Source organism: Mesorhizobium norvegicum (genome assembly GCF_004919685.1).
Classification (GTDB): Bacteria; Pseudomonadota; Alphaproteobacteria; order Rhizobiales; family Rhizobiaceae; genus Mesorhizobium; species Mesorhizobium norvegicum.
Genome location: NZ_SMYZ01000056.1, coordinates 52,003 through 73,312, shown reverse-complemented (window position 1 = coordinate 73,312; position 21,310 = coordinate 52,003). Strand labels below are relative to the sequence as shown.

General features: G+C 64.0%; 18 protein-coding genes and 1 pseudogene. 10 read left to right on the top strand and 9 right to left on the bottom strand.

The window, feature by feature from the left end; all coding sequences use genetic code 11:
- Positions 1-227 precede the first annotated feature (227 nt).
- Entirely contained in the window at positions 228-2,174 is a 1,947-nt protein-coding gene (gene dnaG / locus FCU66_RS23435; RefSeq protein WP_136617986.1) for a DNA primase, read from the bottom strand.
- A 140-nt stretch (positions 2,175-2,314) separates the two neighbouring features.
- Positions 2,315-2,683 (bottom strand): annotated as a pseudogene (locus tag FCU66_RS42655) (RcnB family protein).
- Positions 2,684-2,794: 111 nt separating this feature from the next.
- Between FCU66_RS42655 and FCU66_RS23425 the strand changes: the two are divergent.
- The 4 genes from FCU66_RS23425 (at position 2,795) to FCU66_RS23410 (ending at position 6,401) form a co-directional block, all read left to right on the top strand.
- The gene (locus tag FCU66_RS23425; protein WP_136617987.1) at positions 2,795-3,073 is read left to right on the top strand and encodes a hypothetical protein; all 279 of its coding nucleotides are present in this window, start codon (positions 2,795-2,797) and stop codon (positions 3,071-3,073) included.
- Entirely contained in the window at positions 3,070-4,734 is a 1,665-nt protein-coding gene (locus tag FCU66_RS23420) for a Na/Pi cotransporter family protein (RefSeq protein WP_136617988.1), read from the top strand. The genes FCU66_RS23425 and FCU66_RS23420 overlap by 4 nt, the downstream gene beginning before the upstream one ends.
- A 106-nt stretch (positions 4,735-4,840) precedes the next feature.
- Positions 4,841-5,050 carry a DUF2061 domain-containing protein gene (locus FCU66_RS23415; RefSeq protein WP_136617989.1) on the top strand — a complete coding sequence of 70 codons (210 nt, stop codon included), beginning with the start codon at positions 4,841-4,843 and terminating at the stop codon, positions 5,048-5,050.
- 166 nt (positions 5,051-5,216) lie between these two features.
- The gene (locus tag FCU66_RS23410; RefSeq protein ID WP_136617990.1) at positions 5,217-6,401 is read left to right on the top strand and encodes an MFS transporter; all 1,185 of its coding nucleotides are present in this window, start codon (positions 5,217-5,219) and stop codon (positions 6,399-6,401) included.
- 18 nt (positions 6,402-6,419) lie between these two features.
- Here the strand turns inward: FCU66_RS23410 and FCU66_RS23405 are convergent, their stop codons facing one another.
- Positions 6,420-8,648, bottom strand: a complete 2,229-nt coding sequence (locus FCU66_RS23405; protein ID WP_136617991.1) for a heavy metal translocating P-type ATPase — start codon at positions 8,646-8,648, stop codon at positions 6,420-6,422.
- Between the two features lie 107 nt (positions 8,649-8,755).
- On the opposite strand from FCU66_RS23405, the gene FCU66_RS23400 reads away from it, so the two are divergent.
- Positions 8,756-9,172 carry a MerR family transcriptional regulator gene (locus FCU66_RS23400; protein WP_136617992.1) on the top strand — a complete coding sequence of 139 codons (417 nt, stop codon included), beginning with the start codon at positions 8,756-8,758 and terminating at the stop codon, positions 9,170-9,172.
- Between the two features lie 322 nt (positions 9,173-9,494).
- Here FCU66_RS23400 and FCU66_RS23395 read toward each other — a convergent pair whose 3' ends face one another.
- Both FCU66_RS23395 and katG read right to left on the bottom strand, forming a co-directional pair.
- On the bottom strand, positions 9,495-10,052 hold the full coding sequence (locus FCU66_RS23395) for a GNAT family N-acetyltransferase (RefSeq protein ID WP_136617993.1): 558 nt from the start codon (positions 10,050-10,052) through the stop codon (positions 9,495-9,497).
- A 146-nt stretch (positions 10,053-10,198) separates the two neighbouring features.
- Complete coding sequence (katG, locus tag FCU66_RS23390; RefSeq protein WP_136617994.1) at positions 10,199-12,394, bottom strand: catalase/peroxidase HPI; 2,196 nt, start codon at positions 12,392-12,394, stop codon at positions 10,199-10,201.
- 312 nt (positions 12,395-12,706) lie between these two features.
- Here katG and FCU66_RS23385 point away from each other — a divergent pair, with 312 nt between their 5' ends.
- Positions 12,707-13,660: a hydrogen peroxide-inducible genes activator gene (locus FCU66_RS23385; RefSeq protein ID WP_136617995.1), complete on the top strand. Its 954-nt coding sequence runs from the start codon at positions 12,707-12,709 to the stop codon at positions 13,658-13,660.
- A 21-nt stretch (positions 13,661-13,681) separates the two neighbouring features.
- Here FCU66_RS23385 and FCU66_RS23380 read toward each other — a convergent pair whose 3' ends face one another.
- Positions 13,682-14,395: a DNA helicase gene (locus tag FCU66_RS23380; RefSeq protein ID WP_136617996.1), complete on the bottom strand. Its 714-nt coding sequence runs from the start codon at positions 14,393-14,395 to the stop codon at positions 13,682-13,684.
- Between the two features lie 394 nt (positions 14,396-14,789).
- On the opposite strand from FCU66_RS23380, the gene FCU66_RS23375 reads away from it, so the two are divergent.
- Positions 14,790-15,764 carry a hypothetical protein gene (locus FCU66_RS23375; RefSeq protein WP_136617997.1) on the top strand — a complete coding sequence of 325 codons (975 nt, stop codon included), beginning with the start codon at positions 14,790-14,792 and terminating at the stop codon, positions 15,762-15,764.
- A 54-nt stretch (positions 15,765-15,818) separates the two neighbouring features.
- On the opposite strand, the gene FCU66_RS23370 is transcribed toward FCU66_RS23375, so the two are convergent.
- On the bottom strand, positions 15,819-16,610 hold the full coding sequence (locus FCU66_RS23370) for an alpha/beta fold hydrolase (RefSeq protein ID WP_136617998.1): 792 nt from the start codon (positions 16,608-16,610) through the stop codon (positions 15,819-15,821).
- Positions 16,611-16,711: 101 nt separating this feature from the next.
- Here FCU66_RS23370 and FCU66_RS23365 point away from each other — a divergent pair, with 101 nt between their 5' ends.
- The gene (locus FCU66_RS23365) at positions 16,712-17,698 is read left to right on the top strand and encodes a LysR family transcriptional regulator (RefSeq protein WP_136617999.1); all 987 of its coding nucleotides are present in this window, start codon (positions 16,712-16,714) and stop codon (positions 17,696-17,698) included.
- Here FCU66_RS23365 and FCU66_RS23360 read toward each other — a convergent pair.
- Positions 17,640-18,344 (bottom strand): DUF4336 domain-containing protein, encoded by a 705-nt coding sequence (locus FCU66_RS23360; protein WP_136618000.1) that lies wholly within the window; start codon positions 18,342-18,344, stop codon positions 17,640-17,642. The genes FCU66_RS23365 and FCU66_RS23360 overlap by 59 nt on opposite strands.
- Positions 18,345-18,490: 146 nt before the next feature.
- Here FCU66_RS23360 and FCU66_RS23355 point away from each other — a divergent pair, with 146 nt between their 5' ends.
- The gene (locus FCU66_RS23355; RefSeq protein WP_136618001.1) at positions 18,491-19,087 is read left to right on the top strand and encodes a TetR/AcrR family transcriptional regulator; all 597 of its coding nucleotides are present in this window, start codon (positions 18,491-18,493) and stop codon (positions 19,085-19,087) included.
- Between the two features lie 143 nt (positions 19,088-19,230).
- Here FCU66_RS23355 and FCU66_RS23345 read toward each other — a convergent pair whose 3' ends face one another.
- A complete protein-coding gene (locus FCU66_RS23345) occupies positions 19,231-19,680 on the bottom strand; it encodes a GatB/YqeY domain-containing protein (RefSeq protein WP_136618002.1) in 450 nt (149 codons plus the stop codon).
- Positions 19,681-19,958: 278 nt separating this feature from the next.
- On the opposite strand from FCU66_RS23345, the gene carA reads away from it, so the two are divergent.
- Positions 19,959-21,164 carry a glutamine-hydrolyzing carbamoyl-phosphate synthase small subunit gene (gene carA, locus FCU66_RS23340; RefSeq protein ID WP_136618003.1) on the top strand — a complete coding sequence of 402 codons (1,206 nt, stop codon included), beginning with the start codon at positions 19,959-19,961 and terminating at the stop codon, positions 21,162-21,164.
- The last annotated feature ends 146 nt before the right edge of the window (positions 21,165-21,310 follow it).

Here is a 21,310-nt window from a genome sequence, read left to right as displayed (position 1 = left end):
GATTCCGCCAATCTGCCAGAAGGTCAAGCGCCTCTCGCATGATTCGCATGAAAAAAGCGAATCAATTACCCGACTTAGCCCGCCACGCGCCATTTCGACGCGCAACAACGCTTCTCACTTTCACTCTCTCGCCTGAGCCCGTTCCGCCCGGATGGGTTGGAATAAGCCCTGGCTCTCTCTTGGTGGAAGCATGATCTTTCCCGCATTTGGGAATTTGGGATCACGCTCTAAGCTCGCCCAGCCCTGCCCGAGGACACGCCGAATCCTTCGATCAGCGCTTCCGTCGCCTGTACATCCTGAAATTGCGCCTGAATTTCGATCAGGTGCCGGTAGTTTTCGTCTGTGGGATCGGTGGCGAGCGCCGCTTCCGCCTGTTTCAGCTCCTTATGTAAGGTGCGCGCGCTGCGCTGCAAGTGCAGCGCCTGGCTGAAAGCGTCGCGGGCATCTTCAAGGGCAGCGGTCTCCAGCGCCGGCCATTGCCGCATTCGCCGGATCAGGCCGACGGCCCGCTCCCAGATCTCGGCGCAGCCGGCGCGTTCGACCGTCGCGATAACGGCCTGACGATCATTGGCCATGTCATGCGCCATCGCGTCGAGGATCGCCGCATGCAGCCGCCTCAGATCGGAGTTGGCGAGATCGAGAAACTCGATATGAGCGAAATTCTCGTCGATCAGTGCCGGATGGTTGATCAATGCGACGATGATCGTCGCCTCGCGCACCGACATCCCCTCGCCGCCGCGCTTGACCAGCGCCGATTGGCCGAGGCTTTCGGTGATCGCCATGCGGCCGCCGCCAGGCTTGGCGAATTGTCCACCGGGTGCGGCCGCCTTGCCCTGGCCGCGCTCGCCTGGCCGGCCGCCATCTTGACGCCCTTGGCGTCCACTGCGCTGCGAGCCGAAGAAGCTCAACACGCGCTCGCGCATCTCCTGTTGATAATGGTAGCGCAGGCTTTCGTCGCGGATGCGGCTGGTCAGCTCACGCAGCGTCTTCTCGAGCTCGGCCCGCCGCTCCGGCGTGTCGAAGACGCCGCCCGCCGTCTCGCGCATCCACAACAGGTCGACCAATGGCCGCGCATCGGCAAGCACCGCCCGGAACGCATCCGGTCCTTCGGCCTTGACGAGGTCGTCGGGATCCTTGCCTTCCGGCAGCAGCGCGAAGCGCGCCGAACGCCCGGCCTGCACCGACGGCAGCGCCATGTCGGCGGCCCGCCAGGCAGCCTTCAGCCCGGCCTTGTCGCCGTCGAAGCACAACATCGGCTCCGGCGCCATGCGCCACAACAGCTCGAGCTGGTTCTCGGTGAGCGCGGTGCCGAGCGGCGCCACGACATTCTCGAAGCCCGCCTGTGCCAGTGCGATGACGTCCATATAGCCTTCGACGGCGATGACCGTGCCGCCCTTGGCCAGTGCCTTGCGGGCGCGGGCGAAATTATAGAGCACGTTGCCCTTGTGGAAGAGCTCGGTGTCGGGCGAGTTCATGTATTTGGCCAGCGCATCCGGCTGCAGCGCGCGGCCGCCAAAGGCGATGATCTTGCCTCTGGAATCCGGGATCGGGAACATGATGCGGTCGCGGAACCAGTCATAGGAAACCGGGATGTCATCGCCGTGGCGCACCAGTCCGCAAGCCTCGATATCGGCTTTCGGGACGCCCTTGGCGGCGAGATGCTCCTTGAGCGCATTGCGGCTGTCGGGTGCGAAGCCGAGCCGGAACGATTGCTGCGTCGCCGGCGTCAGCCCACGATCCCTGAGATAGGCGCGGGCTTTGGCGCCTTCCGGTCCCTGCAGCCGTTCCTGGAAGAAGCTGGTCGCCATCTCCATGACGTCGGTCAGGCTGGCGCGTTCCTTTTCGCGCCGCTCCTCCTGCGCATCGCGAACCGGCATCGGCACGCCGGCCATGTCGGCGATCTTTTCGACCGCTTCGGGAAAGCTCATCCCGTCGAGTTCGGTGAGGAACTTGAAATGATCGCCCGAGACCGAGCAGCCGAAACAATGGTAGCGGCCCTTCTTGTCCTCGCAGTGGAAGGACGGGCTCTTCTCGCCATGGAACGGGCAGCAGGCCCAATAGTCGCCGCGCGGCGCGTTGGTCTTCTTCCGGTCCCACGCGACGCGCAGGCCGACAACCGAAGAAATCGGCACGCGGTCGCGGATCTCGTCGAGGAAGGCGGGTGGAAAGCGCATCGGGGAACTCGTTTCCCCACCATATAATCATGCCTGCGAGGTCCGACGACCCCTAATGCGGGCCATACCCGGTTTCCACAGGCCAAAAAGAAAGGCGGCCGCTGCGGCCGCCGCCCTTTCAATGTCCGTCAAGGTGTCGGTTACTGCGCGGCAAGCGCGCCGAAGATGACACCGGAGAGGATGCCGACCAGCACATAGTCGTTGCCGACGCGGATCCATTCCTGGCCGCGGCCGGGACGATGCAGGCCGTAGCGGCCATAGTCGCGGATCGGCTGGTGACGCTTCCAGCTGGAATATTTCTGGCCATTGCGCCAGTTGTTGCGCTTCACGACGACCTTCTTCTTGAAGACGCGCTTCTTCACATCGCTGTGGTGGCCGGGCTTCTGCCAGTCGACCTGGCTGGTGTTCGACTGCGGAGCGACCGGTGCATTCAGCGGTGCGGCCTAGCCGGTGAGCGACGTGGCGGCCAGCATCGAGAAAGCGAGGGCGGAAAGGACAATGCGTTTCATGAGAAGTCTCCTTGGTTGTCGATGCCCCGAGAAATAGCCATCCACCGATGAACCGAAACTGAACACCTGCATTACAATTTCGTAATGAATTCCTTCGTTTAATCGAGAAAGTTGAACATCATCGCAAAGACAGAAGCCAGGTGCGCGGCAAACCCGGCCGACCCACCGCATCGCAGCGGCCCGGCAATGCGATTTGCGCTTCCATCCATTTTCCGACACCGCCTGTCGCGCGGCAACGGCCCCTTGAAATCGACAAAATTTTATTATCCGGCTAAAATATTCGAGCTAGTATTGACCAACGCCATGATCGTGATTCGTAACCCCGCTTCTCATCTCGCTCGCCCCGCCAAACAGGGCGCGCGTCCTGTTCGCATGCAGGCGGCGACATGAGCGGGTCCGTCGTCCTTCTGCATCTGGCCGGCGCCGTCGCGCTGATGCTGTTTGCCACCCGCATGGTGAAGACCGGCGTCGAGCGCGCCTATGGCGACGTGCTGCGCCATCGTCTGCGCGCCACCATGCGCAATCCGATCATGGCGGTGCTGGCCGGCACCGGCCTCGCCATCGCCCTGCAGAGCTCCACCGCCGTCACGCTGCTGGTCGGCTCCTTCGCCGGCTCCGGCATCGTCTCGGGTGCCGCGGGCCAGCTTGCCGTGCGCGGCGCCGAGATCGGCTCGGCGCTGGTGGTCAAGCTGCTGACCTTCGATCTCACCTTGCTGGTGCCGCTCTGCCTGATCACCGGCACGGTGATGTTCATGGCCACCGAGCGGCGCGACTGGCGCCAGTCCGGCCGCATCCTGGTCGGCATCGGCCTTCTGATCCTGTCGCTGGAGATGATCGGCCAGGCATCGGAGCCGCTGCGCAACAGCCAGCTCATGCCGGTCATCATCAACTACTTCTCGACCGATTCCATCACCGCCTATCTGCTGGCGGCGCTGATCACCTGGCTGTTCCAGTCGAGCATCGCGGCGGTTCTGTTGATGGCGACGCTGGCTGGCCGTGGCCTGATCACGCCGGAACTCGGCGTCGTTCTCATTCTCGGCGTCAATCTCGGCTCCTCGATCATCGCGCCGATGCTGACCCGCTCGTCGAGCCCCGAAGTGCGCGTCGTGCCGATCGGCAATCTCCTGATGCGCGGGCTTGGCTCGCTGGTCATGCTGATCCTGGTCATGATCTTCAGGCCGCACTTTGCCTTTCTCGGTTCGACGGCGGCCGACCAGATCGTCAACGCCCACATCCTGTTCAACGTGCTGATCCTGCTCGCCGGCCTGCCGCTGGCAGGCTTCGTCTACCGCGCCTCGGAGAAGATCGTGGCGCTCGGCACCAAGCCCACTCCGGCTGCCTCGCTCGACGTCGTCGAGTTGTCCGCGCTCAACGAGAGCGCGCTGGACGTGCCTAGCCAGGCGCTGGCCAATGCCACGCGCGAAGTGGTGCGGGTCTGCGAGACCGTCGAGATCATGCTCAAGCGCATCATCGAGCTCTATGAGAGCGCCGACGCCGACAAGATCAAGGCTCTGGCCGCACTCGACGACCGCGTCGACCGCAAGCATGCGGCCATCAAGCTCTATCTGGCCAAGCTTACCAGGAACCCGCTGACCGAGGACGAGGCGCTGCGTTGCCAGGAGCTGATCGGCGCCTGCGTCAAGCTCGAGCAGGTCGGCGACATCATCGTGCGCAACATGCTGGTGCATGTGAAGAAGAAGTTCGAGCGCGGACTGGAATTCACCGACGAGGGCTGGAGTGAATTGTTCGCCTTCCACAGCTCGGTGCTTGCCAATGCGCGGCTCGCCTTCAACGTGCTGGTGTCGCGCGACCCCGAAACCGCCCGCCAGCTGGTGCTGGAAAAGGACCAGTTGCGCGACCGCGAGAAGGAAACCAGCGCCAGCCATTTCGAGCGCCTGCGCGACGGCACCGCCAAGAGCGTCGAGACCAGCTCAATCCATCTCGACACCATCCGCGACCTGAAACAGATCAACTCGCTGCTCGCCTCGATGGCCTATCCGGTGCTCGAAGAGCGCGGCCTGCTCACCGGGTCGCGGTTGAAGGCGAGCTGATCACGACACCGTCAAGCACTGTCTTCGTTTCGGCGGCAAAATATCTTTGCTCTGTTTCCTCCAGTCGGGATAAGGGTCCATTGGCCCAGCCTTTCGGAGGAAATCGATGGACACCCATTCGCGCAGTTTCGCCAAGGCGCTCTCCTGGCGCGTGACCGGCACCATCGACACGATCATCATTTCACTGGTCGTGACAGGAAGCATCAAGCTTGCCGCGACCATCGGCCTGACCGAGGTCGTCACCAAATCGCTGCTCTATTATCTTCACGAACGGGCATGGCTCAAGATTCCCTACGGGCGCAAGACCGCAGCATAGCGGCCTCGGCGCAAGACCGAGCCGGCGCGCCCTCACCCGACCGTCGCGCGTGCAGGTGACGATCGAGAACCCGATGAAGAAAAGCTAAAGCGGCGCCAACAATTTCTGGATTGCCCGCAAAGCCCATCCGTGGTTTGAGGCGCTTTGCTCAGGATCGCTTCCCGCCATGTCGCTTCCGCTCATCGCCCTGTTCATCGCCGCCTTTGCCTTCGGCACAACCGAATTCGTCATTGCCGGCGTGCTGCCGCAGGTGGCTGAGGGACTTGGCGTATCAGTGCCCACATCCGGCTATCTCGTCTCCGGCTATGCCTGCGGCATTGCCATCGGCGGTCCGCTGCTGGCGCTCGCCACCAAGTCGCTATCGCGCAAGACCTTGCTGCTCGGTCTCGCCATCGCCTTCACCATCGGCCAGGCGGCCTGCGCGCTGGCGCCCGACTTCACCTCGATGCTTTTGTTGCGCATTGCCGTTGCGGTCGCGCATGGCGCCTATTTCGGCGTCGCCATGGTCGTCGCCGTCGGTCTTGTGCGCGAGGACCAGCGCGGCATGGCGGTTGCCGTCATCCTGTCCGGCCTCACCGTCTCCAACGTCATCGGCGTGCCCGCCGGCACCGCGATCGGCAACATCTGGGGCTGGCGCGCGACCTTCTGGGTGATGTGCGCACTGGGCGTGGCGGCAACGCTTGCCATGGCAGCGCTTTTGCCGCGCACCACCGGGTCGTCGGCCAGGCCCGCCGGTTTCGCCCGCGAGGTTCGCGTGCTGGCCCGCCAGCAGGTCTGGACATCGCTGATCCTGATGCTGATGCTGATGATCGGCCAGTTCGGCCTGTTCACCTACATCACCCCGACACTGCTGGAGGTCACCGGGCTCGACGAGAACCTGGTGCCGTGGGTGCTGCTGCTCAACGGCGTCGGCGCGACGCTCGGAGTCTTCCTTGGCGGCAAGCTCTCCGACTGGAAGCTGATGCCGTCATTGATCACCATGCTGGGCTTGCAGGCGGTGACGCTGGCCGTCATCTATGCCGTCAGCCCGTATCCCCTGCCGATGGTTGTCGCGATCGTCATCTGGGGTGGTCTCAACTTCGCCATCGGCACACCGATCCAGACCCGCATCCTGGCCTGGACGGCCGACGCCTCGAACCTCGCTTCATCGCTCATTCCGTCCGGCTTCAATGTCGGCATCGCGCTTGCCGCGTCATTGGGCGCCGCCATGCTGAACAGCGGCTATGGCTATCGCAGCCTGCCATTGCTCGGCGTCATCGCGATGCTGGTCGCCGTCGCGGTGGCGCTCGCCTCCTATGTCTGGGAAGGGCGCAGCAACGCCACGCCGCCGCTGACGGCCCCAGCCGAGTAGCGCGCACACCAAGCGACCTCACCCGCGCCAGCGCAACAGGCGCATGGCGTTGGCGGTGACCAGCACGGTGGCGCCGGTATCGGCCAGGATCGCCGGCCACAGGCCGGTGATGCCTAAAATGGTGGTGACCAGGAACACTGCCTTCAACCCGAGCGCCACGCTGATGTTCTGGCTGATATTGGCCATCACCGCCCGCGACAGTTTTACCATGCGCGCGACGTCCATGACGCGGCCATGCAGGATCGCCGCGTCGGCCGTTTCCAGCGCCACATCGGTGCCGCCACCCATGGCGATGCCGATGTCGGCGGCGGCCAGCGCCGGCGCATCGTTGATGCCGTCGCCGACCTTGGCAACCTTGAGCCCCTCGCGCTGCAATTCACCGACGATGCGCTGCTTGTCCTGCGGCAACAGCTCCGCCCGCGCCTCTATGCCAAGCGAAGCGGCGATGGCTTGCGCCGTGCGGCGGTTGTCGCCGGTCAGCATCACCGCGCGGATGCCCTCGGCCTTGAGCGCCGCGATCCCGGCCGCCGCATCCGGCCGCGGCTCGTCGCGCATGGCGATCAGCCCGGCCACCACGCCATCGGCCACCAGCACCGAGACGGTCTTGCCTTGGCCATTGAGGCTGTCGACGGCAAGGCGCTGCGCTTCGGTCATGTCGGCACGTTCGCCCGCCGCCGGGCCCGAGCCGAGGAAGACGGCGACGCCGCCGACGCTGCCCTCGACCCCCTTGCCCGAGATCGCCTTTGCCGAGAGCGCCGGCGGCACCGGCGCCTTGTCGGCCTTGGCCCGGTCAAGGATCGCCATGGCCAACGGATGGCTGGAGCCCTGCTCCAGCGCTGCCGCCAGCGCCAGCACGGTGCGTTCATCCCTTCCATACGCCACGATGTCGGTGACGACGGGCTTGCCCGCCGTCAGCGTTCCGGTTTTGTCGAAGGCCACCGCCGTGATGCGGCGAAAGCCTTCCAGCACGGCACCACCCTTCATCAACAGACCACGCCGCGCGCCGGCCGCAAGGCCAGCGGCGATAGCAGCAGGCGTCGAGATGACCAGCGCGCAAGGGCAGCCGATCAGCAGGATCGCCAGGCCCTTGTAGATCCATTCGTTCCAGTCGCCGCCGGTAAGCACGGGCGGCAGCAACGCCACCAGCGCGCCGACCGCCAGCACCGCCGGCGTGTAGGTACGTGAGAAGCGATCGATGAAGCGCTCTGTCGGGGCCTTGGCCTCCTGCGCCTCCTCCACCAGCCACACGACGCGGGCGATGGTGTTGTCGGAAGCGGCCGCCGTCACGCGCACCTTGAGCACGCCGTCGGTGCTGATCGTGCCGGCGAAGACGGCGTCCGCAACACCCTTGCGCTTCGGCGTGCTCTCGCCGGTCACCGGCGCCTCGTCGATATCACCAGATCCCTCGACGATCTCGCCATCGGCCGGAATGCGGTCGCCCGGCCGCACCACGATCACGTCACCGACCGCAAGGTCTTCAGCGGGAACCTCTGATGTGCCGCCTGCCCGCTCGACCAGCGCTGTCTTCGGCACAAGATCGGCAAGTCCCTGGATGCTCGCCCGCGCGCGGCCGGCGGCGACACCTTCCAGAAGTTCGCCGATCAGGAACAGCACCACCACGGCGGCGGCTTCTTCCGTGGCGCCGATCATCACAGCGCCTATCGCGGCGATGGTCATCAGCATCTCGATCGAGAACGGCGTGCCGGCCAATGCCGCCATCAGCGCGCGCCGCGCGATCGGCACTAGGCCGACCAGCAGCGCGGCCAGGAAAACCCAGCGCTCTGCCACTGGAAACAGATGGCCGATGCTGTAGGCGGCAACGAGCGCTGCCGCGCAAGCCAATGTCAGCGCTGCCCGGCGGGAGCGCCACCACGCCTGCCCCGGCTCGGCATCGCTGTGGAGATGGGTGGAACCGGCAGCCGGCTTGCCGGCCGGCTCGCCGTCATGGTCGTGACCTTGGTGATCGTGGTCATGATCAGCATGGTCATGCGCCTTGGCCACTGAAGCGCGCCCATCGGTCCTGCCTTCTGCCTTGACGATGCCGTAGCCGAGCCGCGCCACCTGCTGCAGCACCTTGCCTTCCGGCAGTGCGCCACCATGGCTGACCGTCATGCTGGCGCCGGTCACCGAAACCGAGACGTCGACGACGCCGTCGAGGCGACGCACCGCCGTATCGATCTTGGCCGCGCAGGAGGCGCAGTCCATGCCGCCGATCTTGAACCGTGTCTGCCTGAGGGGAGCCGTCATCACATCACCTGTCTGTCTTGCCCGCGCGGCGTCGCCGCGTGGGTCTTGAATACTGATGTCAGGCACTGTAATTGCTCTAGTCACTAGAGCTTCAAGAGGCAAAACTCATGTTTTCGATCGGTGAACTCTCCCGCCGCACCGGGGTCAAGGTGCCGACCATCCGCTATTACGAACAGATGGGCCTGGTCGCGGCGCCCGAGCGCTCGGAAGGCAACCAGCGCCGCTATTCCAGGCAGGAGCTGGAGCGGCTGGCCTTCATCCGCCACGCCCGCGACCTCGGTTTCGCCGTCGAGGACATCCGCGCGCTGATCGAATTGAGCGGCCATCCCGAGCAGCCCTGCGGCCACGCCGACCGGATTGCCGAGGAACAGCTGATCTCGGTGCGGGAGAAGATTGCCCAGCTGAAGCGGCTGGAGGCCGAACTCGAACGCATCGCCACCTGCTGCAATGGCAAGACGGTCGGCGACTGCTACGTCATCCGCGCGCTGTCGGACCACGCGCTGTGCGCTGACGAGCATGGGTGAGAGGTTCGAAGGGGCAGCTTTCGCGTTGGGCAGCTGCTTATACCGCTCCCATGTCGACGTCGGCGCCGCCCCTCATCTGGCTGCCGCCATCTTCTCCCCGTAAACGGGGCGAAGGACGCTGTCGTCGATGGTTTCGCGAATCGCCAACGTTGCGGAGATGGCGCCGAGGTCGCGACCAGCCCCTTCGCCCCGTTTACGGGGAGAAGATGCCGGCAGGCAGATGAGGGGCGGCGCAAACGTTCGAAATGAGGGCGGGTGAACTCAATCCGACGAGATCACCCTGTCACTTCTCATGCACCGTTCGCCAACTTTCGCTATCACCCTACAGCTCGATCCGGAACCGCAAACTCTCCACCCCGCCATAGGCGGCATCCTCGAAGAAACGCTCGACGAGCTTGCCGCCATTGGCAAGGATCACCCTGTGCGACGCCGGATTGCCCGGCTTGGCGGTGATCTCTACGTGAGCCAAGCCGACCGCCCTCGCCTCGTCCAGCATCAACCGCAGCGCTTCGGTGGCGTAGCCGCGTCGCCGCTTCCACGGCACGACCGCATAGCCGATATGGCCGAGCACATGCGGCGGCAGTTCTGCCGTGCCCTTCTGCCAGCGAAAGCCGATCGAGCCTGATGCCTCGCCGTCCCAGATCCAGCGGCGGAAGCCCGGCAGGCGCGGTACTTTCGTCCCGTCAGGCAAGGCGATCGGCCCACCCTTGGCCTGGGGATCATCGAGGTCGGCGAGAAAAGCCACCGGATCCTTTTCGATCGCCGCAAGCTGCTCGCGCGTCGCCTCCAGCAGCCGCACATTGTCCGGCGACCAGCCGCGCTCGAGCGCGGCCTTGTAGGACGGCAGATGTTCAAGCGCGGGTTTGACGATTTCGATCATGGTGCACCGGCGGAGACGCTACGCCGGTAAAATAGCATCCTTGCCTGGGAAGGCACGATCCACCAAAGCGTGGCCTCTTACGACAAGGCCGCGTTCCCATCGCTGGAAACGCGGCCCTGGTCTTAGGTCCTTGGGAGGACTGGCGCTCAGGCGATGTCGAAACGGTCGGCGTTCATCACCTTGGTCCATGCCACAACGAAATCCCTGGCGAATTTCGCCTTGGCGTCCGCCGTTGCATAGACTTCGGCCAGCGCCCGCAGCTGCGAGTGCGAACCGAAGATGAGGTCGGCGCGGGTGCCGGTCCACTTGACTTCGCCGGTCTTGCGGTCGCGGCCTTCGAACACGTCCTTGGCGTCCGATGCCGCCTTCCACTCCGTGCCCATATCGAGCAGGTTGACGAAGAAGTCGTTGCTCAGCGTTTCCGGCTGCTTGGTGAAGACGCCGTGCCTGGACTGCCCGGCATTGGCGCCGAGAACGCGCAGGCCGCCGACGAGAACCGTCATCTCCGGCGCCGTCAGCGTCAGCAGCTGCGCACGGTCGACCAGCGCCTCCTCGACGGTCAGCCGCTGCTTGCCGCCGACATAGTTGCGGAAGCCGTCAACCGTCGGTTCCAGCGGTGCGAAGGAGTGGACGTCCGTCTGCTCCTGCGAAGCGTCCATACGGCCCGGCCAGAAGGGAACGTCCACGCTGTGGCCGGCGGCCTTCGCGGCCTTCTCTACCGCAGCACCGCCACCGAGAACGATCAGGTCGGCAAGCGAGACTTTCTTGCTGCCGGTCTGCGAAGCATTGAAGTCCTTCTGGATCGCTTCGAGCTTTTCGAGCACCTTGGCAAGTTCAGCCGGCTGGTTGACGGCCCAGTCTTTCTGCGGCGCGAGGCGAATGCGCGCGCCATTGGCGCCGCCGCGCTTGTCGGAGCCACGGAAGGTCGAGGCCGACGCCCATGCCACCGAGACCAGCTGCGACACCGACAGGCCGGACGCCAGGATCCTGGCCTTCAGCGCTGCAGCGTCTTCTTCGTCGATCAGCACATGATCGACAGCCGGAATGACGTCCTGCCAGGGCAGCTCTTCCTTGGGAACCAACGGGCCGAGATAGCGCACGAGCGGGCCCATGTCGCGATGGGTCAGCTTGTACCAGGCGCGGGCAAACGCGTCGGCGAACTGATCCGGGTTCTCATGGAAGCGCTTCGAGATCGTCTCGTAGGAGGGATCGAACCGCAGCGCGAGATCGCTGGTCAGCATGGAGGGCGCGTGGCGCTTTGCAGCGTTGTGCGCATCCGGCACCGTGCCCGCACCCGCGCCCCCCTTCGGCGTCCACTGGTGTGCGCCGGCCGGGCTCTTGGTCAGTTCCCAGTCGAAGCCGAACAGATTGTCGAAGAAGTCGTTGCTCCACTTGGTCGGCGTCGTCGTCCAGGTCACCTCCAGGCCGCTGCCGATGGCGTCGCCGCCCTTGCCGGTGCCGAACTTGCTCGCCCAGCCGAGGCCCTGCTGCTCGATATCGGCGCCTTCCGGCTCCACGCCGACCAGCGTCGCATCGCCGGCGCCATGGGTCTTGCCGAAGGTGTGGCCGCCGGCGATGAGCGCGACGGTCTCCTCGTCGTTCATGGCCATGCGCGCGAAGGTGTCCCGGATATCGCGCGCCGAGGCCAGCGGATCAGGCTTGCCGTTCGGCCCTTCCGGATTGACGTAGATCAGGCCCATCTGCACGGCGCCAAGCGGGTTCTGCAGATCGCGGTCACCGCTGTAGCGCTCGTCGGCCAGCCACTTGCCCTCGGGGCCCCAGTAGATGTCCTCTTCCGGCTCCCACACATCGGCGCGGCCACCGGCGAAACCGAAGGTCTTGAAGCCCATCGATTCCAGCGCGACATTGCCGGTGAGGATCAGAAGATCGGCCCAGGAGATCTTGCGGCCGTATTTCTGCTTGATCGGCCACAACAGCCGGCGGGCCTTGTCGAGGTTGACGTTATCCGGCCAGCTGTTCAGCGGTGCGAAGCGCTGCTGACCGGCCCCGGCGCCGCCACGGCCGTCGGCGATGCGGTAGGTGCCGGCGCTGTGCCAGGCCATACGGATGAACAGCGGCCCGTAATGGCCGAAGTCGGCCGGCCACCACTCCTGCGAATCCGTCATCAGTGCATGCAGGTCCTTGATGACGGCGTCGAGGTCGAGGCTTTTGAATTCCTCGGCATAGTCGAACGCCTCGCCCATCGGATCGGACAGCGGCGACTGCTGGTGGAGAACCTGGACATTGAGCTGATTCGGCCACCAGTCGCGGTTGACCCTGCCAACGGCAGTGTGCACGACCGGGCATTTGCCCTTGCTGTTATCGTCTGTGTTGGCGTCCATGTTTTTCTCCGATCGTGGCTGTGTTGAGCTTTGCCTCAACGGCTGCGTGAACAAGGGCCTGGAATGCCCTTCGAGACGGTCAGCTCCATGACCGCCGCGACGGTCAGGAGCCCGAATATGCGAAATGTCCTACTGCCCTGAGCTTGCCCTGGACAAGATTGTGTTGAAACAAAAACAGCCCCGAACGCACGCCCGCACCGATGATGCGGACTGTGTAGCGTCGGCTGCCTTTCATCTCCCTACCAGACTCTATAGCAAAGCAGCTCGATTAATTTAAGTTGGATTTACTGATCACAGAGATAAGGTGCGGTTATGGCAAACCTGACCCTGAAGCAGTTGCGCTATTTCGAGGCGCTGGCGCGGCACAATCATTTTGGACGCGCGGCGAATGCCTGTGCGATCTCCCAGCCCGCCATTTCGGTGCAGATCAAGGAATTGGAAGAGACGCTCGGCACGGAGCTGTTCGAAAGAGGTCCGCGGCAAGTCCGGCTGACCAATTTCGGCGAGGAGTTTGCCCTGCGCGTGCGCGACATCCTGCGTTCGGTGGACGAACTGGCTGATCTCGCCCGCTCTTCGCGTGACAGGCTGGTCGGCCGGCTGCGCATCGGTGTCATCCCGACGGTCGCGCCCTACCTTTTGCCGACCATCATCGGCAACCTCTCGCGCATGCATGACGGCCTCGACATCCATGTGCGCGAGACGCTGACGCAAAAACTGATCCAGGAACTGGCGGACGGTCGGCTCGATGCGGCTATCGTCGCGCTGCCCGTGTCCGAACCATCGTTGACGGAGGTCGTGCTGTTTGCCGAAAACTTCGTGCTGGTCCGGCCCGGCGAGGACGAGGGAAAGCCGGTGCCAAATCGCGAAATGCTGCGCGAAATGCGGCTGCTTCTGCTGGAAGAAGGCCATTGCTTTCGCGACCAGGCGCTGTCGTTCTGCAGCATGCATTCGGCACGGCCGCGCGAGTTGCTGGACGGCAGCTCGCTGTCGACCCTGGTGCAGATGGTCGGCGCCGGCATCGGTGTCACCTTGATCCCCGAAATGGCGGTGGCGGTGGAGACACGCTCGGCGCCGGTCTCCATCGCGCGCTTCAGAAGTCCCCAGCCGTCGCGCACGATCGGCATGGTCTGGCGCAACACCAGCCCGATCGCCAAACAGCTGCTGCGGATTTCCGAAGTCGTTCGTCAGTCAGCCGACGCGCTGCGTGCGCAACACAATCCGACATCGGTTGCGCACCTTTTGAACCTGACGGCTGCTGCCCAATAGAGAGGCTGCTTGACAGATCCGTCAGCTCGCTGCCTGGAACCGGATTTCGCCCCTGTTCAGGAAGCATGTCTTGTTGAACAGCGACAGATCCAGCGGGTTCGGCAACCGGACATCGCTGATGTCGGGAACCGGCTTCTTCGCCGGATCGTATGACCGATCGATCTGCGAGATGAAGACAAGGATCAATCCCCTGTCGCGCGCAAAGGCCTTCAGCGTGCGAACCTGCGCCATCAGGTCCGGGTTTTCCCGCTTCTGATCGAGCAGTTGCAGATAATCGATCACCACCAGCGTGCCGCGCGGCGCCGAGCTCAACCTCCTGACGATGTAGTCGGCGCTGATGGCGTCGGAATTATCGAATACGAAGTGGTCGTTGAACCGTGCAGGGTCCGCCCCGATGGCGCGAAACCGGTCGAGCACATCCCTTTGCGTATATTCCAGCGTGAAGAACACGCCGAGATGGCCGGACTTCATGGCTTCGATTGCGAGTTCGAGGCTCATCAGCGTCTTGCCGTGGCCGGGTCGCGCACCGACCAGGACCAGGTCGCCGGGCGCCAGTTGCGCAAACAATATGCCGGCAGGCGCCGCCTCGGCTGCTTTGGCTGCAAGCAGGCTCCAGCTGCTGAAACCTTCCTCGGCTGCAACACGATCAAGCGCTTCGTGGAGCGCAATCTTGCCCTTGCGAGACAACAACCTGGCTCGACGCTTGAGATGGTGGATGGGCGCGGACAGCTTCATCGCAAAAACCTCCTGGTGCGAGCAGTTTTCGCAACCCCTCCTTATGCCCTGCCAAACCGCACGGCGGTTTGGCAGCGGTGCTCGAACAGTCGGTTCAGTGATCGGATGACCCTGCATGCATAATGCTTCCCCGGCGGAGGGAGGTGGCGTGGGCGCGCCAGAATCAAATGATAGCTCAATCCGTGCGGATCGAAAATCGCGGACAGTCAAAGATGCGGAGACATCCGCGTCGGCACAGGGGCCGTTTGCGCGCGTCGTGCGGGCTTCCGAGAGGGCGCGCTAAACAAAGGGGGCGCTAAACAAGATGTGTTTCGCCTGATAATGCGAGGCCCTTTATGATTGATTCTCGGTGGCAACACCGCAAGTAAACGGCTTTGGCAGGAGAAGTGAACCCGTGCGGTTGAGATTCGTCCCTCTGGGCATCGTCCCGATCCTCAGCCTCCTCGTCGCCGTCATTGCCTTGACGGTGTCGGCTCGATCCTCTGCCGCACCATCAGGCGTTCCAGCCTGGCTGCAGGCCCATGTCGGCGACAGCGACGGTCAGATCTCACAAGTGGTGCTGGAGCGGGCGCGCGCGCTTTACCTGAAAAAGGTGGCGCAGGGCGCGGTCAGGAACCCCTGCTACTTCGCCATGGATGCGACACGCCCAGGCGATCTGGGTAATAGCGTGCTCGGGCGCCGGTATTATGTCATCTGCGAAGCCAGCCAGTCGTTTCGCGCGATCTCGTCGGGTCATGGCGGCGGCCGCAACCTGAAAGGCACTGTCGATTTCTCGAATGGCAGGCGGTGCTCGAAGAACTTCGGCAACGCGATGGATTCGGAACTCACGGCCGGCGGGGCCTATATGACGCGCGAGGCGAAAACGTCGTTCAAAGGCTTTTATAGCACCGGCGCCAAGCAGGATGCGGCTTTCCTGCGCACCTTCATACAGTTCGACGGCGAAGGCGAAGCCGCCAACGCCAGGCAGCGGGTGATCGGCGGCCACGCGGCGCAGGTGCTGCGCGCCCAGTGCATGCGCAAAAATCCGAACAGCTCATATGCCGATCATGACGGTCTGGTGCCGTTCGGCAAGCTGGTCGACTATCCTGGCGGCCGCAGCAATGGCTGCACCAGCTGGTCGCCGACGGATGCCCGGCAGATCATCTCGATGGTGAAGGACAATCCGACGACGCTCTACATCTATCCGGAATCACGCGACATCGCCGCGGTGGCCGCCAAGCGCGGGACCTACTGGAACGCATCCTGCCTGAAGGAAATCGGCGCTCCGAAATTCTGGCCGAAGAAAACCCTCGAGCCGATGATTGCTCAATACAAAAAGGATCATCCGGCACCGCCGCCGCAGCCGCTGCCGATCTGCAAGGGATCCTGAAGTCCGCAACCGGACAGGCTGCGAACTTCACTCACTGCTAGCGCGCGCCCCCGTTCAGCGCAGAAAGCCGAGCACGGCCTGCATGAACTCGGCCGGGTACTCCACGTTCGACAAGTGAACCGCGGGCAGCACAACCAGCTTCGCACCGGGCACCGCCGCCGCGATCAGCTCGCTGTGGCTGGCAGCCGTCACCGTGTCGTGCTGGCCGGCGATCACCAGCGTTGGCCGGGAGATCAGCGCTACGCTGCGGCGGAGGTCCGCATCGCGAACCGCCGCGAACAAACCAGCCAGACCTTGCCGGTCGATAGTCAGCAGCATGGCGCGAAAGTCTTCGACCACGGGCGCGTTGGCAGCCACCATAGACGTGGGGAACCAGTTGCCGAGGAACACCTCGGCGGTTTCCGACATGTCCGGCGCCTGCTGCACAGCGGCAATCCGCTCGTCGAAATAGCTTGCCGGCGAGAGATGGGACGAGGTGTTGCTCAGGATCAGCCGGTCGATCCGCTCGGGCGCATGGATGCCGAGCCATTGCCCGACGAAGCCGCCCAGTGACAGGCCGAGGAAGTGCACGCGCCCGATGCCCAGTGCATCGAGCAGCTCGATGACGTCGCGGCCGAGCCGGTCGAGCGAATAGGCACCCACTGGGGTGCTCGATCCGCCATGGCCGCGAAAGTCGTAACGCAGAACGCGGAAATGCCTGGACAATTCGTCGACCTGTCTGTCCCACATGTGCAGCGTGGTGGCGATGGAGTTCGACAGCACCAGCACCGGCTTTGTGGCATCGCCATCGATGCGGTAGGCGATGCGGGTACCATCGCCGATGATCACGAAATTCAGCCCATTCATGATGAAAATTCCTTCTGGAACGTTGAATGAGCCAGAACGTAGCCGTGGCGCCTTTTTGTTGATATTACAAAGATAAGACAATCTCTGTAGGTAAAGCTGACATGGCGGAATTCACCCTGCATGATCTGCAATGCTTCGATGCCGTGGTTCGCACCGGCGGCTTTCAGCCTGCGGCGGCATTGCTCTATCGCTCGCACCCGGCGGTGTTTGCCGCCGTCGCAAAGCTGGAACGGCAGCTCGACCTTGTCCTCCTGGATCGCAGCGGCTATCGCGTTCGCCCGACCGAGGCAGGGCTGTCGTTCCACCGCCGCGCACGTCAGCTGCTGCACGAACTGGAGGGCCTGCGTGTCCATGCCGCCCAGTTGGCAATGGGCGAGGAAAGCGAGATCCATGTGGTGATCGGCGATTTGTGCCCGCGCCCGCAGGCGCTGGGGATGCTCGGGCGGTTCTTCGCCCACTGCCCCGGCACGCGCCTGCATCTGCATTTCGAAGCGGTTGGCGGCCCGTGGGAGCGTCTCTTCGACGATGAGGCCGATTTGATCCTGCACTGGATCGACAAGAGCGATGCGCGGGTGGAATGGGTCGACCTGTGCAAGGTGCCCTTCATTCCCGTGGTGGCGCCGGGCTTTCTGCCGGAGCGTATCAAACAGCCAATCACCTTGGATCAGATGCACGCACTCACCCAATGCGTCATGCGCGACACCGCCCGCCATTCACCCCGGCAGGATTACTTCATGATCGAAGGTGCGCTTCAGTGCATGGTGGCCGATCAGGGCATGAAGAAGGAAATCATCCTTCAGGGCCTCGGCTGGGGCCACATGCCCCGCTTCCTGATCGAGGAAGAGCTGCGCGACGGACGCCTGCAATCCATCGCCGGCCGTCATCTGCCGGGGCGTACCGACGAGCTGGTGGTGGCGCGCCGCCGCGACCGACCGCACGGGCCGGTCGCTAACCGGCTATGGGATCATATCCAGCAGGAGGCGCCGGCATTGCGCCGCGCGCTCGAACCGCCGAAATCTGCCCAGGACGTCACTGACCGACCAGCCAGCGAAAGGCGCGACGTACAACAGCCTGACCGTTCTCGGTGACCGGTTCGCCATGCGCCATCAGCACTTTTTCAGCCGGCCATGCCAGGACACGCTGGATGGCGGCGCGCGCGGCACGCCAGTCGGTAAAGGCGGCGCGAAATTTTCGCGGCACTGAGGGCTCAACGGCCACCATCAGATCCAGCCGGGCAACGAGCGCCCGCCAGCCCTTGAACCAGCCAGGACGGAAATGCTGGATAAGATCGGTGAACAGCACCGTCCTGCTTTCGCGATGGAAGAAGACAATCTCGATGGTGATCCTGTTGCCCCGCATGACGACTTGATCGAGATCGTCAGCCCAGTCGGTATCAGGCGTATCGCCGAGGTCGCCGTCAAAGCGGATATCCCCGCGCTTCTCCCGCAGGCCCGGCGGCGCGTAGACCTTGGCATCGGTGTAGCTGCGCTGCCAGTCAGCAAGGAACACGTGGTGAAGCGAATTGGGCGGGATTAGGAAGCGCACCTCGCCCAAGCCGTCCACCTCGGCACGCAGCTCGTCCGTGAGCTCTACCGGTGACCAGATGAAGAGACCGCCGCCGGACAATCTGATCACGGCCATGCGCGTGGGATAGTGAAAGCCGGCGGCCGCCGTGACGGTCGGACCGTCCGCAATCCAGATCCCCGGGCCGAATTCTCTGAGGATGCCAACCATTTGCACAATGCTTCCGATGGATACGCTTGAATTCCGATGCGCCACGGTCGACCGTTCGCGGGATGGCCGGTCGGCTTCCCTACTGAAGACCGGCAGCCATGTACTTTAAAGTTTACACATGTGTAAATTTACACCATGGTATAAAAATGACAACCCCAAAGCGGACCGAACGGTCGCGAAGCCTCATCCTCGATGCCGCCGATGCAGCGTTCCGGGAACTCGGATTTGTCAACACCTCGGTTGAAGCGATCGCGACGCGCGCCGGGCTGACCCGCAAGACGGTCTACAACCTGTTCAGCTCGAAAGAGGAGATTGCGCTACGGCTCATCGCCCTCGTGGAAGCGGGCGACGCGACCTACCGCGCCCGCATGGCGGCAAACGAAGACGTGTTCGTCCTGCTTGAGACCGTCCTTCTCGACAGCGCGGGGTGGTGCCTGGCCAACCCTTCACTTGCCAGGCTGGCCCTTGCCCCCGCCGAGCGACCGTCCCTGCAGCCGCCGTCCGACCGCCCCTCCTTCCAGCTCCTGGTGCGAGACCTGCTGGTCCTTGGCCAACGGCAAGGTGTCATTCGCAAAGACGACAACGCCAATTTCATGTCGCTGGTTCTGCTTGGAATATACGGCCAGGCGATGCTTTCGGTGCTTTCGGGAGGTCTGTTCAGCGAGGACGAGATCAGGCACCTCATCCGCATCGTCGTCGAAGGGATTGGCGAACGCTCCCCGGACCGGATTGGCAAGCGCTAGCCCGCGAGCCGGAGCTACGGCACCTGCGTGCCGCTGCCGCTGCCTCTGACCTCCGAACGCCGCATGGTCGGGTGTCCATAGAGCTCGACGTCACCGACGGCCGTTGGTCGCTTTTCCTGGCAAGAGGTGCGGCGGGAAAAGCCCTATTGCAGCAGCCCCTTGACGATGCCGCTCGCCTTGCCGAAATCCATCTGGCCGGCATATTTCTGCTTCAGCGCGGCGATCACCTTGCCCATGTCCCTCTGGCTGGCCGCACCCGTCGCCGCGATCGCTTCGCGCGCCGCAGCCTGGATGGCGGCATCGTCCAACTGCGTCGGCAGGAAGGCGCGGATGATCTCCATCTCGCCGCGCTCCTGCGCGGCCAGTTCCGGCCGCTTGCCGTCGTCGAAGGCTTTGGCCGATTCCTCGCGTTGCTTCACCATCTTGGCCAGGATCTGCAGGATCTCCTCGTCGCTGGCCGGCTCCTTGGCCGAGCCGCGATTGGCGATGTCGCGGTCGTGGATGGCGGCCTGGATCAGCCGCAATGTCGGCAGCCGGTGCTTGTCCTGCGCCTTCATCGCGCTCTTCAGGGATTCGGCGATTTTGCCGCGCATGGTGCATTCTCCTTCGATCGGCGCGGACAATAGCGCCGGGGAATGCGCAAGGCAAATCCCGAAGGCAGACGTCAAATGGCTGATATTGTTCGATGAAATAAATCCATACCGCTCGGTGCCGGCATCATTGACCGCTTTGGCCCCTTCCCCTATGTACTGGGCCTTGCATGAACTGAGTTTTGACCGCGCGCAGGCTTGCGAAATCGCTGCCGTGCGCCGTTTGCCGCGCCAAGGTCCGCCGGGCCAATTGAAGGGCGCAGCCTTTTAGGAGTGCCGCCATGGCCACGATGACCGCCCCTTGGACCACCGAAAAGCCGACCGCGCTGTTGGTGCTGGCCGACGGCACCGTCATCGAAGGTCGCGGCCTCGGCGCCACCGGCTCCGCCGTCGCCGAAGTCTGCTTCAACACGGCACTCACCGGCTACCAGGAAATCCTCACCGACCCGTCCTATGCCGGCCAGATCGTCACTTTCACCTTCCCGCATATCGGCAACATCGGCACCAATGACGAGGACATAGAGGACCTTAACCCGGCCGCCCGCGCCGGCGCCGTCGGCGCCGTGTTCAAGGCCGATGTCACCAATCCGTCCAACTACCGCGCCGGCACCGGTCTCGACCAATGGCTGAAGAAGCGCGGCATCGTCGCCCTGTCGGGCATCGACACCCGCGCGCTGACCGCGCTGATCCGCGAAAAGGGCATGCCCAACGCCGTCATTGCGCATGCGCCCGACGGCGTGTTCGACCTCGACGATCTGAAGCGCCGCGCCGCCGCATGGTCGGGCCTGATCGGCCTCGACCTAGCCAAGGAGGTCACGTCGGGCCAGTCCTCGGTCTGGCGCGAGACGCCGTGGGTGTGGAACGAAGGCTTTGGCGAACAGACCGAGCCGACCATGCATGTCGTTGCCATCGACTATGGCGTCAAGCGCAACATATTGCGCCTGCTCGCCGGCCTTGGCGCCAAGGTCACCGTGGTGCCGGCCAAGACCGGTGCTGAAGAAATCCTCGCCATGCAGCCGGACGGCATCTTCCTCTCCAACGGCCCCGGCGACCCGGAAGCCACCGGTGACTATGCCGTGCCGGTCATCCAGGATCTGTTGAAAACCGACATCCCGGTATTCGGCATTTGCCTCGGCCACCAGATGCTGGCGCTGGCGCTCGGCGGCAAGACCGCCAAGATGCATCAGGGCCATCACGGCGCCAACCATCCGGTCAAGGATCACACCACCGGCAAGGTCGAGATCGTCTCGATGAACCACGGCTTCGCCGTCGATGCCGACTCGCTGCCATCAGGCGTCGAGGAAACCCATGTCTCGCTGTTCGACGGTTCGAACTGCGGCATCACGCTCACCGGCAGGCCGGTGTTCTCGGTCCAGCATCATCCCGAGGCTTCGCCCGGCCCGCAGGATTCGCACTATCTGTTCCGCCGCTTCGTCAACCTGATCCGCGAAAAGCGCGGCGAGGAATTGCTGGCCGAGCGGGCTTAGGAGGCGTCGCGCCGCCCCTCATCCGCCTACCGGCACCTTCTCCCCGTATAGTGACGGGGAGAAGGGAATTGACCGCGACCTCGGCGCCCTTTTTGCAACGTAGGCGATTGGCGAAATCATCGACGAGAGCGTCTTTCTCCCCGTCA

Bases quoted from the DNA above. Each gene is read 5' to 3' on its own strand.
- dnaG (WP_136617986.1), bottom strand. From the start codon at position 2,174: ATGCGCTTTCCACCCGCCTTCCTCGACGAGATCCGCGACCGCGTGCCG.
- FCU66_RS23420 (WP_136617988.1), top strand. From the start codon at position 3,070: ATGAGCGGGTCCGTCGTCCTTCTGCATCTGGCCGGCGCCGTCGCGCTG.
- FCU66_RS23415 (WP_136617989.1), top strand. From the start codon at position 4,841: ATGGACACCCATTCGCGCAGTTTCGCCAAGGCGCTCTCCTGGCGCGTG.
- FCU66_RS23410 (WP_136617990.1), top strand. From the start codon at position 5,217: ATGTCGCTTCCGCTCATCGCCCTGTTCATCGCCGCCTTTGCCTTCGGC.
- FCU66_RS23405 (WP_136617991.1), bottom strand. From the start codon at position 8,648: ATGACGGCTCCCCTCAGGCAGACACGGTTCAAGATCGGCGGCATGGAC.
- FCU66_RS23400 (WP_136617992.1), top strand. From the start codon at position 8,756: ATGTTTTCGATCGGTGAACTCTCCCGCCGCACCGGGGTCAAGGTGCCG.
- FCU66_RS23395 (WP_136617993.1), bottom strand. From the start codon at position 10,052: ATGATCGAAATCGTCAAACCCGCGCTTGAACATCTGCCGTCCTACAAG.
- katG (WP_136617994.1), bottom strand. From the start codon at position 12,394: ATGGACGCCAACACAGACGATAACAGCAAGGGCAAATGCCCGGTCGTG.
- FCU66_RS23385 (WP_136617995.1), top strand. From the start codon at position 12,707: ATGGCAAACCTGACCCTGAAGCAGTTGCGCTATTTCGAGGCGCTGGCG.
- FCU66_RS23380 (WP_136617996.1), bottom strand. From the start codon at position 14,395: ATGAAGCTGTCCGCGCCCATCCACCATCTCAAGCGTCGAGCCAGGTTG.
- FCU66_RS23370 (WP_136617998.1), bottom strand. From the start codon at position 16,610: ATGAATGGGCTGAATTTCGTGATCATCGGCGATGGTACCCGCATCGCC.
- FCU66_RS23365 (WP_136617999.1), top strand. From the start codon at position 16,712: ATGGCGGAATTCACCCTGCATGATCTGCAATGCTTCGATGCCGTGGTT.
- FCU66_RS23360 (WP_136618000.1), bottom strand. From the start codon at position 18,344: ATGGTTGGCATCCTCAGAGAATTCGGCCCGGGGATCTGGATTGCGGAC.
- FCU66_RS23355 (WP_136618001.1), top strand. From the start codon at position 18,491: ATGACAACCCCAAAGCGGACCGAACGGTCGCGAAGCCTCATCCTCGAT.
- FCU66_RS23345 (WP_136618002.1), bottom strand. From the start codon at position 19,680: ATGCGCGGCAAAATCGCCGAATCCCTGAAGAGCGCGATGAAGGCGCAG.
- carA (WP_136618003.1), top strand. From the start codon at position 19,959: ATGGCCACGATGACCGCCCCTTGGACCACCGAAAAGCCGACCGCGCTG.